The sequence below is a fragment of the Mycobacterium neglectum genome (assembly GCF_002591975.1).
Classification (GTDB): domain Bacteria; phylum Actinomycetota; class Actinomycetes; order Mycobacteriales; family Mycobacteriaceae; genus Mycobacterium; species Mycobacterium neglectum.
In genome coordinates this window covers 24,705-34,250 of record NZ_NVQE01000054.1, presented here as the reverse complement: position 1 = coordinate 34,250, position 9,546 = coordinate 24,705, and the positions used below count along the sequence as shown (strand labels likewise).

Sequence of the window (9,546 nt, the reverse complement as noted above, 5' to 3'; positions counted from 1 at the left end):
TCGTTACCTGCCGCCTCGCAGCCATATCGATCTTGCCTTCCACATCGGGCAAGCCTTCTAGACCACGCGCTCAAAATAGGTGAGGCACCACCACCGGCCACGCGCTCAAAGTAGGTGAGGCACGTCGTAGTCTTCACGGCACACCGAAGGGGCCGATACCGTGCACCGCATGACAGCAACGCCCGTGATCGACTCGGACAGCGCCTCGGCAAGTCAGGCCGAGATCAGCAGCGAGATCGGCGCCATCGAGTCGGCCTATCAGCGTTCGGGTGTCGAAGAGACGCAACCGCGGCTTGATTACGCGCCGTACCGAAGCAGTCTGTTACGCCACCCCACGAAGGATCTCCACCACGCCGACCCGGAAGGGATCGAGTTGTGGACACCGTGTTTCAGTGAGCGCGACGTCCATCCGCTCGAATCCGACTTGACCATTCAGCACACCGGCGCGCCGATCGGCGAACGGATGGTGGTGACGGGTCGAATCGTGGACGGTGATGGTCGGGCGGTGCGTCGGCAACTCGTGGAGATCTGGCAGGCGAATGCGGGCGGGCGCTACATCCACAAGCGCGACCAGCATCCGTCGGCGATCGACCCGAACTTCACCGGCGTGGGCCGGTGCCTGACCGACGACGACGGCAACTACCGCTTCACGACCATCAAGCCCGGGCCGTATCCGTGGAAGAACCACCACAATGCGTGGCGGCCCGCGCACATCCATTTCTCGTTGTTCGGAACCGAATTCACGCAGCGGATGATCACCCAGATGTATTTCCCGAACGATCCGCTCTTCACGCTCGACCCCATCTACCAGTCCATCACCGATCAGAAGGCAAGAGACCGGTTGGTCGCCGGCTACGACCACGACGTGACCACTCACGAGTGGGCCACCGGCTACCGCTGGGACATCGTGCTGACCGGCTCCAACCGAACTCCCGTCGAGGAAGGAACCGAGCACTGATGTCCACGCTGCTGACCGCTACCCCCGGGCAGACCGTCGGCCCGTTCTATGGCTATGCGCTGCCGTTCGACCGCGGCAGCGAGCTCGTACCTCCCGGCTCGCCCGGCGCAATTCAGTTGCACGGCGTGGTCACGGATGGGGCAGGCAACCCGGTTCCCGATGCGCTGCTGGAGATCTGGCAGGCCGACGCCGACGGCGTGATTCCGTCCGCCACCGGGTCGCTGCGCCGTGACGGCTGGACGTTCACCGGCTGGGGGCGCGCCGCCACCGACGACGCGGGCCACTACAGCTTCTCGACGGTGCCGCCCGGGCCGACGACCCCAGGTACCGCACCGTTCTTTCTCCTCGCCGTTTTCGCCCGCGGACTGCTCAACCGCCTGTTCACCAGGGCATACCTCCCATGCGACCAGATCGCAGCTGACCGGCTGCTGAATTCTCTACCCCCGCAACGCCGTCAGACTTTGATCGCCTCCCGCGAAGCGGCAGGCCTGCGTTTCGACATCAAGCTCCAAGCCGGCGACGACGAGACCGTCTTCCTCAGCTATCCGGGACATCGACTGTGACCGACCTGTTCTGGCCGGGGGATCATCGTGCCGGCGATCTGATGAGTGACCATGCCTTTCTGAACGCGATGGTCGCGGTCGAACAGGCGTGGCTGGATGCGCTCATCGAGGCCGGGATCGCACCGGATCAGGCGCGGGCCGACCTCGCCGAACATCTCACCGACAGCGACCACGAGCCGATCGCGCGCGGCGCCGATGTCGATGGCAGCCCGGTCAGCGGACTTGTCGCGTTGTTGCGAGCGCGCACGGAGCAGCCAACCTCACGATGGCTGCATCGTGGTTTGACCAGTCAGGATGTCGTCGACACCGCGCTGATGCTTTGTGTGCGAGATGCAACCGATCGCATCCGCGGGGAGATTGTCGATCAGGTACGGACGCTATCGCGACTCGCTGAAACGCACTCAGCCACACCGATGCTCGCCAGGACCCTCACACAGGCGGCGTTGCCCAGCACCGCGGGTGTGAAGGTCGCGCGATGGCTGTCCGCGGTGCTGGACGCCGCCGAACCGCTGGGCGAACTGAGATTCCCAGTCCAGGTCGGAGGTGCCGCGGGCACCTTGGCAGCGGCCGTCGAGCTGAGCGGATCGGTGGAAGGTGCGATCAGCCTGGGTGACTCGCTGGCGGCTGGGCTGCTGCTCGCTCCGGCGCCGCCCTGGCACACAACGCGATCCCCGATCAGTCGAATCGGGGATGCCCTGGCCACGTGTTGCGACGCGTGGGGCTACATCGCCGCCGACGTCGCCACCGGCAGCCGGCGCGAAACAGGGGAATTGGCCGAATCGGGCGCGGGCGGGTCTTCGACCATGCCCCACAAGAACAATCCGGTGCGCTCGGTGTTGATCCGCCGTACCGCAATGACCGCGGGCTCGCTGGCCGCCACACTGCACACTGCATCGGCTATGTCTGTCGACGAACGTTCCGACGGCGCATGGCATGCCGAGTGGGCGACCCTGCGCACGCTGGCCCGACGTACCGTTGTCGCCGCCGCCCACGCGACGGAACTGGTGTCCGGACTGCAGATCGACGCGGCACGTGCGCGTGCGAATCTGGACGCGGCCGCGGGGGTTCTGTCGGAGCAGCAGAGCATGACGGAATTGACTGGACGCGAACCGATGCCGAATTATCTGGGGGCCGCCGAGCAGCTCGTCGAGGCCGCCGTGCAGAGGGCCGGCCACTACCTCAAGGACACGCCGTGAGTATTCCGCGCATTGTCGGCACCGTCTTCGGCGGAGCGGACACCGCCCCGCTGCTTGTTCTCGGGCCGTCGCTGGGCACCTCTGCCGCCACGTTGTGGCGGGAGGCCGCCGTCCAGCTGAGCCAACACTGGCGGGTGGTGGGCTGGGACCTTCCAGGCCACGGCCGCGGCGAAACCACAGGCGCCTTCAGCATGGCCGAACTCGCCGCGGGCGTGTTGGCACTCGCTGACGAGTTCACCCGCGAAACATTCCATTACGCCGGCGACTCGGTGGGAGGATGTGTCGGGCTGCAACTGCTGCTCGATGCTCCGCACCGGGTGGCGTCGGCCACGGTCCTGTGCACGGGTGCGGTGATCGGGACCCCCGACGCGTGGCGGGAGCGGGCTGCAACCGTTCGCTCGGCGGGAACCGAAACCATGGTTGCCGCCGCGGCACAGCGTTGGTTCCCCACTGACTTTGCCCAGCGTGAGTCGCTCGTGAGCTCGGCGCTAATTGACGCGCTGCGGGCCACCGACGCCGATTCCTATGCCCAGGTGTGTGAGGCCCTGGCGGGATTCGACGTCGTCGATCGACTGCAGGAGATCAGCACACCGGTCCTCGCCGTTGCGGGCAGCGACGATGTCGCTACACCGCCGGATCATCTGCAGCGCATTGCCTCCGGCGTCAAAGACGGGCGAGCGATCGTGTTGGACGGGGTGGGGCACCTCGCCCCCGCGCAGGTCCCGGTTCGTGTCGCAGCGTTGATCACCGAACACGCGCGCGCATCGGCGTCGTCGCCGAAAACCACCGACGAGGTGTACGCCGCCGGGCTGGCGGTTCGGCGTGAGGTCCTCGGGAACGCCCACGTCGACCGGGCCATCGCGGCGGCCACCGAATTCACCGCCGACTTCCAGCGGCTCATCACCGAATATGCCTGGGGCTCCATCTGGACGCGCCAAGGACTGGACCGCCGAAGCCGGTCGCTGATCACGCTCACCGCACTGGTCGCGCGCGGCCATCACGAGGAGCTCAGGATGCACCTGCTTGCCGCCCGTCGCAACGGGCTGACCAACGATGAGATCAAGGAGTTGTTGATGCAGACCGCGATCTATTGCGGAGTGCCGGATGCCAACACAGCGTTTCGGATCGCCGCCGACGTACTCCCGGATTTCGACGACGGCAGGGGTGAGTAGTCATGAGCCGCACGGAGATCTGTGACTCAGCACGGCACGCTGTCGCCGGAATCGAGGATGGATCAACTGTTCTCGTTGGCGGGTTCGGGATGGCGGGCATGCCGACGGTGCTGATCGATGCGTTGATCGAGCAGGGCGCCACCGGTCTGACCATCGTCAGCAACAACGCGGGCAACGGCGACACCGGCCTGGCCGCACTTCTCGCCGCCGGTCGTGTCACCAAGGTCATTTGTTCGTTTCCGCGACAGGCCGACTCGTACGTGTTCGACGAGCTGTACCGCGCAGGAAAGGTTCTGCTCGAGGTGGTGCCGCAGGGAAATCTGGCCGAACGGATCAGGGCGGCAGGTGCGGGTATCGGCGCATTCTTCTGCCCGACCGGCGTCGGAACCCCCCTCGCGGAGGGCAAGGAGACACGCACGATCGACGGCCGCGCGTACGTGCTGGAGTATCCGATTCACGGCGATGTGGCACTGATCGGAGCCCACATCGGAGACCGGGCGGGGAACCTGTTGTACCGCAAGACCGCCCGTAATTTCGGCCCGGTGATGGCCACTGCGGCGTCACTCACGATCGCCGAGGTGTCCCACGTTGTGGAGTCGGGCGCCATCGATCCAGAAGTCGTGGTCACGCCGGGAATCTTCGTTGACCGCATCCTCGATCTGTCGGCCGTGTCGGGCAACAACCTGACGGAGGCGGCGTTGTGACGTTGCATGTCCCAAGTCGAGCCACGGTCGAACATGTCGATCGCAGCCCGCTGGACCGTCGAGAACTGGCGGCCGTCATCGCACGTGACATACCGACCGGCTCGTACGTGAACCTGGGGATCGGGCAGCCGACGACGGTTGCCGAATATTTGTCGCCGGAGGCAGAAGTGGTGCTGCACACCGAGAACGGCATGCTCGGTATGGGCGGCGAAGCCGTCGGCGACGAGGTCGACGCGGATCTGACGAACGCGGGCAAGGTGCCCGTCACCGAGACCGCAGGCGCATCGTACTTTCACCACGCCGACTCGTTTGCGATGATGCGTGGCGGCCATCTCGACGTCTGTGTCCTTGGTGCATTCCAGGTCAGCCAGTACGGCGATCTGGCCAACTGGCACACGGGTGCGGCCGACGCGATTCCAGCGGTCGGCGGCGCCATGGATCTTGCCATCGGTGCGAAAAGTGTGTTCGTCATGATGAATCTGTTCGCCAAAGACGGCACCGCCAAACTTGTTCCGCAGTGCACCTATCCGCTCACCGGCATCAGGTGCGTCAGCCGGGTTTACACCGATCACGCAATCTTCGCGATCGACTCCACTGATGACGGTGGGTTGCACGTGTTGGAGACGTTCGGGATCTCGGTGAGTGCGCTGGCCGAGAGAATGTCGGTGCCGTTGCATTAGCGACTGGCTGCGGTACCTCGCAAGCCGCGGATGATGGGGCGCTCATCGGTGCTGGCCACCGAATAGCAGATGGCGGTCGCGACGACTGTCGGCAGCACAAACGTCAGGAACAAGACGAACGCGACCAGGCCGGCGTTCGGTGTTGTCAACCAGTCCTTGGGGATTCGCGCGAGGCTGACGGCCAGCCAGGACGCGGCGATGGCCAGGATGACCGTGGTTATGGTGGCGACCTTGATCGAACGAAGCGCCAGACGGGTCGGTGCGGCGGTGTCGGCCAACGACTTACGCAGCGTCCTGGTTCTGACATACACGAGCACGAAGTCCGCGATGATGACGAGAGCTGCCGCTGTGATCACGAGTCCGGTCACCCAGAGCTCGGGCCGGCGACCGAACATGAAATGCAGATAGTCGATGGCGGTTTCGGAAAGGATCAGCGTTGTCGTCATCACCGCGGCGAACGTCAGCCAGCCACCCAGATCGGCGAGAAAGCAGTAGGCGCCGACATCCTCGGGATCCTGCTCTGAAATCCTGTTGACCGCGTGGCTGGCGAGCATCCAGCCCAGGCCGCCGAACAGGGCGCTCGCGCCCGCGGCGAGCATGCCCGTCGACACCGCACCCTGCGTCCACGCGATCGCGCAGATGCCGCGGGGGTCGCCTTCGCCCGGCACCTGGCTGCCGGTGATCAAGCTGAACAGGAAGCTGGCCAACATGAGGATCAGCACCGCGGAGGCGAAGAGCGCGAGTGTGTGAATGCTTTCGCGGCTCTTCTTGTCCATCAGCAGCGCGATGGCGGTGATCAAGAAACCGCCGAGCACGCCGGCGAACTGCGAGTGTGAGGAGGCCGAGGACAGCACGCTCCACTGGTCGGACGTACAGAATTCGTCCGGGTTCACAGCGGGCCAGAAGGTCAGGGTGTCAGGACGCGGCCAGCACTAGCTGTCGCGACGGACCTCGGACGTTTCGAGTTCCGATGTCTGCTCGCCCTCTGGTTGGCTCACCGCGGCGAACACATCGGTGTCGGCTCGCTCATCATCTCCGGAACGGTGCCGCGTGACCGGGGGTGCGTTGCGGTCGATGACCCAGCGGCCGAGGGTGACGCCAAGGAGGGCCACCAGGAACACCAGCAGCGCGGTGAACGCCGCAAAAGTGGTGAGCTCATTGATCAGACCTTCGACATAGAGGGTCTTGTAGAAGAGCGAGATGAACCACGCGACGGCACCGCTGACGATGCCGGCGAACAGGCCGGCCAGCAGCCACGTCATCGCCAGGTCGCCACGGCGGTCCGGATCCGGATTGGCGCGGGCGTCGGCGCGACCGTCGATCAGGCCCCATACGAACACCGCGACGGCGAACAGGAGCACCAGAATGATGCTGATCAGCCCGGCCCTGGTCTCCCACGCGTTGATCATCGCTCCCTGCAGCAATCGGACGATCACCATCAGGGCCGCGAACACCAGTCCGCGCAGCAACCAGTTACTCATGAGGGCACACCTTAGCGAGTAGGTTCAACAACCGTGACTATTTCACAGCGCCGGGACCGGCTGCGTCAGCGACTTGTCGCCGCAGACCTGGATGCGATGGTGGTGTCAGACCTGGTCAACGTGCGATACCTGTCGGGTTTCACCGGGTCGAACGCCGCACTGTTGATTCGCGCGGAGGACCCGACTCCGGTGCTCGCGACCGACGGGCGCTACCGCACGCAAGCCGCACAACAGGCCCCCGATGCCGAGCTCGTCATCGAGCGGGCGTGCGGCCCCCATCTCGTCGCACGGGCGGCAGCCGATGGGCTGGCTCGTCTCGGATTCGAGAGTCACGTGGTGACCGTCGATGGGTTCAGCGCCCTCACCAAGGCCGCGGGCGAAACGACCCAACTGATCCGGGCGTCGGGGACGGTGGAGGCATTGCGCGAGGTCAAGGACGCCGGCGAGGTCGCGCTGTTGCGGTTGGCCTGTGAAGCCGCCGACGCCGCGCTGCACGATCTGATCGAGCGCGGCGGCCTGCGGCCGGGCCGGACCGAAAAAGAGGTGGGCCGCGAACTCGAGGCGCTGATGCTCGATCACGGTGCCGATGGCGTGTCCTTCGAGACCATCGTGGCGGCCGGACCCAACTCGGCGATACCGCACCATCGGCCGACCGATGCGGTGTTGGCAGCCGGCGATTTCGTCAAGATCGACTTCGGCGCACTGGTGTGCGGCTATCACTCCGACATGACCCGCACGTTCGTGCTTTCGCCGGTCGCACAGTGGCAATACGACATCTATGACTTGGTGGCCACCGCCCAACGGGCGGGCCGCGACGCGCTCGCACCCGGGGTCACGCTCTCCGACGTCGACGCGGCTTCGCGGCGGATCATCGCCGATGCGGGATATGCCGAGAACTTCGGTCATGGGCTGGGACACGGGGTCGGTCTGCAGATTCACGAAGCACCGGGAATCAGCGCGTCATCCGCCGGTACACTCCTTGCTGGCTCTGCGGTGACCGTGGAACCCGGTGTCTATCTGCCAGACCGTGGCGGCGTCCGAATCGAGGACACGCTGGTCGTCGGTGAAGGCGCCTCGGAGCCGGGTAGCCGGCGACATCAGACCGCAGACTTACTCACCCGGTTCCCCAAAGAACTGGCGATTCTCTGAACAGGAGTACAACCGACCGTGGCATCGACCGCCGACTTCAAGAACGGGCTCGTCCTTCAGATTGACGGCCAACTCTGGCAGATCACCGAATTCCAGCACGTCAAGCCCGGCAAAGGGCCCGCCTTCGTGCGCACCAAACTCAAGAACGTGTTGTCAGGCAAGGTCGTCGACAAGACCTATAACGCGGGTGTGAAGGTCGAGACGGCCACCGTCGACCGCCGCGATGCCACCTATCTGTACCGCGACGGTTCGGATTTCGTGTTCATGGATTCCCAGGACTACGAGCAGCACCCGCTGTCGGAGTCGCTGGTCGGTGATGCCGCCAAGTTCCTGCTGGAGAGCCTGCCGGTGCAGATCGCATTCCACAACGGCGCCCCGCTGTATCTCGAACTGCCGGTGACCGTCGAGCTCGAGGTCACCCACACCGAGCCCGGCCTGCAGGGCGACCGGTCCAGCGCGGGGACCAAGCCCGCGACCGTCGAGACCGGTGCCGAGATCCAGGTGCCGCTGTTCATCAACACCGGCGACAAGCTCAAGGTCGATTCGCGTGATGGCAGCTATCTGGGAAGGGTGAATGCCTAACCATAGGTCCGACTCCGGCCGGATTGGTCGGTCCGACCGTGGCCGCCATCAGGCCCGCAAGCGTGCTGTCGACCTGCTCTTCGAAGCCGAGGCGCGGGGGATCACGCCCGCCGAGGTTGCCGAGTCGCGCAGTGCCCTGTCGCAGACGCAGTCCGATATCTCACCGCTCAACCCGTATACGGTGACCGTCGCGCGTGGGGTGACCGATCACACCGCGCACATCGACGATCTGATCTCGGCGCACCTCCAGGGCTGGACACTGGAGCGGCTGCCTGCCGTCGACCGGGCGATCCTGCGGGTGGCGGTGTGGGAACTGCTGCATGCCGACGATGTTCCCGAACCAGTCGCGGTCGACGAAGCCGTTGAATTGGCCAAGCAGTTATCCACCGACGACTCACCGGGTTTCGTCAACGGGGTGCTGGGCCAGGTGATGCTGGTGACACCGCAGATCCGGGCGGCCGCAGAAGCCGTTCGGGGGGCGGGTGACGGGAGCGCAGGCACGTAATGGGAGTACCGCAGGACTGGGCGCCGTACTCGAGCGTGGACGAGGCGGCCAAGGTGTACCTGCGCGATCCCGAACTGGCACTGGACCAAATACGTTCTGTCATCGATCTTCCCGCGATCAAATCGTTCATCATGTCGCGCGGCGTCGGCGAGGGGTCATGGGGTGATACCGACGAGAATCCCCAGTGGCAGGAGGTCGTGCTCACCGACGGCCACCGGCTGATCATCTGGCGCGCTGACGACGAGTCGTCGATTGTCGACGATCGCGAGCGCCGAGTGCTGAACGCCTCTGTTCGCACAATCCTGCTGTCGACGATCACCGACCACGTGCTCACCACCGAATACGAGGCATTCGACGACGGCACCCGTCGGCTCTCCGAGGTCAGGCTGCGGATGTACACCCAACTCGTCACCAGGTCGCGGCAGAAGTCGGTGACCGAGACCGACATCTACTGTGAGTCGTTCCGCTACCTCAAGTCCGTCGACAACGGCGGCCTTGCCCAGATGCAACGGCTGCTGCAGTTCGGTCGCGTGCTCTCGCGCTGTATCGAATAGCC

Annotated in this window: 12 protein-coding genes; 10 read left to right on the top strand and 2 right to left on the bottom strand. The window is 65.2% G+C overall.

What is annotated here, in order from left to right:
• Positions 1–169: 169 nt before the first annotated feature.
• Genes pcaH through CSQ99_RS27375 form a run of 6 tightly spaced genes read left to right on the top strand, consistent with a single transcriptional unit; the run spans position 170 to position 5,273 of the window.
• On the top strand, positions 170–958 hold the full coding sequence (pcaH, locus tag CSQ99_RS27400; protein ID WP_099042146.1) for a protocatechuate 3,4-dioxygenase subunit beta: 789 nt from the start codon (positions 170–172) through the stop codon (positions 956–958).
• The gene (pcaG, locus tag CSQ99_RS27395) at positions 958–1,521 is read left to right on the top strand and encodes a protocatechuate 3,4-dioxygenase subunit alpha (protein WP_099042143.1); all 564 of its coding nucleotides are present in this window, start codon (positions 958–960) and stop codon (positions 1,519–1,521) included. The genes pcaH and pcaG overlap by 1 nt, the downstream gene beginning before the upstream one ends.
• Positions 1,518–2,717 carry a 3-carboxy-cis,cis-muconate cycloisomerase gene (gene pcaB / locus CSQ99_RS27390; protein ID WP_099042142.1) on the top strand — a complete coding sequence of 400 codons (1,200 nt, stop codon included), beginning with the start codon at positions 1,518–1,520 and terminating at the stop codon, positions 2,715–2,717. Before pcaG ends, pcaB begins: the two co-directional genes overlap by 4 nt.
• Complete coding sequence (pcaDC, locus tag CSQ99_RS27385; protein WP_099042141.1) at positions 2,714–3,889, top strand: bifunctional 3-oxoadipate enol-lactonase/4-carboxymuconolactone decarboxylase PcaDC; 1,176 nt, start codon at positions 2,714–2,716, stop codon at positions 3,887–3,889. Before pcaB ends, pcaDC begins: the two co-directional genes overlap by 4 nt.
• Before the next feature lie 2 nt (positions 3,890–3,891).
• Positions 3,892–4,593 carry a 3-oxoacid CoA-transferase subunit A gene (locus CSQ99_RS27380; protein WP_099042140.1) on the top strand — a complete coding sequence of 234 codons (702 nt, stop codon included), beginning with the start codon at positions 3,892–3,894 and terminating at the stop codon, positions 4,591–4,593.
• Positions 4,590–5,273: a 3-oxoacid CoA-transferase subunit B gene (locus CSQ99_RS27375; RefSeq protein WP_099042139.1), complete on the top strand. Its 684-nt coding sequence runs from the start codon at positions 4,590–4,592 to the stop codon at positions 5,271–5,273. Before CSQ99_RS27380 ends, CSQ99_RS27375 begins: the two co-directional genes overlap by 4 nt.
• On the opposite strand, the gene CSQ99_RS27370 is transcribed toward CSQ99_RS27375, so the two are convergent.
• Both CSQ99_RS27370 and CSQ99_RS27365 read right to left on the bottom strand, forming a co-directional pair.
• The gene (locus CSQ99_RS27370; protein WP_099042138.1) at positions 5,270–6,166 is read right to left on the bottom strand and encodes a hypothetical protein; all 897 of its coding nucleotides are present in this window, start codon (positions 6,164–6,166) and stop codon (positions 5,270–5,272) included. The two genes, CSQ99_RS27375 and CSQ99_RS27370, sit on opposite strands and share 4 nt — an antisense overlap.
• 39 nt (positions 6,167–6,205) lie before the next feature.
• Positions 6,206–6,754, bottom strand: a complete 549-nt coding sequence (locus CSQ99_RS27365) for a B-4DMT family transporter (RefSeq protein ID WP_099042137.1) — start codon at positions 6,752–6,754, stop codon at positions 6,206–6,208.
• A 33-nt stretch (positions 6,755–6,787) separates the two neighbouring features.
• On the opposite strand from CSQ99_RS27365, the gene CSQ99_RS27360 reads away from it, so the two are divergent.
• The 4 genes from CSQ99_RS27360 to CSQ99_RS27345 are packed head-to-tail and all read left to right on the top strand — an operon-like array spanning position 6,788 to position 9,544.
• Entirely contained in the window at positions 6,788–7,903 is a 1,116-nt protein-coding gene (locus tag CSQ99_RS27360) for an aminopeptidase P family protein (protein WP_099042136.1), read from the top strand.
• Between the two features lie 18 nt (positions 7,904–7,921).
• Positions 7,922–8,485 carry an elongation factor P gene (gene efp / locus CSQ99_RS27355; protein WP_099042135.1) on the top strand — a complete coding sequence of 188 codons (564 nt, stop codon included), beginning with the start codon at positions 7,922–7,924 and terminating at the stop codon, positions 8,483–8,485.
• Positions 8,478–8,990 carry a transcription antitermination factor NusB gene (nusB, locus tag CSQ99_RS27350; protein WP_099042134.1) on the top strand — a complete coding sequence of 171 codons (513 nt, stop codon included), beginning with the start codon at positions 8,478–8,480 and terminating at the stop codon, positions 8,988–8,990. Before efp ends, nusB begins: the two co-directional genes overlap by 8 nt.
• On the top strand, positions 8,990–9,544 hold the full coding sequence (locus tag CSQ99_RS27345; RefSeq protein ID WP_099042133.1) for a hypothetical protein: 555 nt from the start codon (positions 8,990–8,992) through the stop codon (positions 9,542–9,544). Before nusB ends, CSQ99_RS27345 begins: the two co-directional genes overlap by 1 nt.
• The last annotated feature ends 2 nt before the right edge of the window (positions 9,545–9,546 follow it).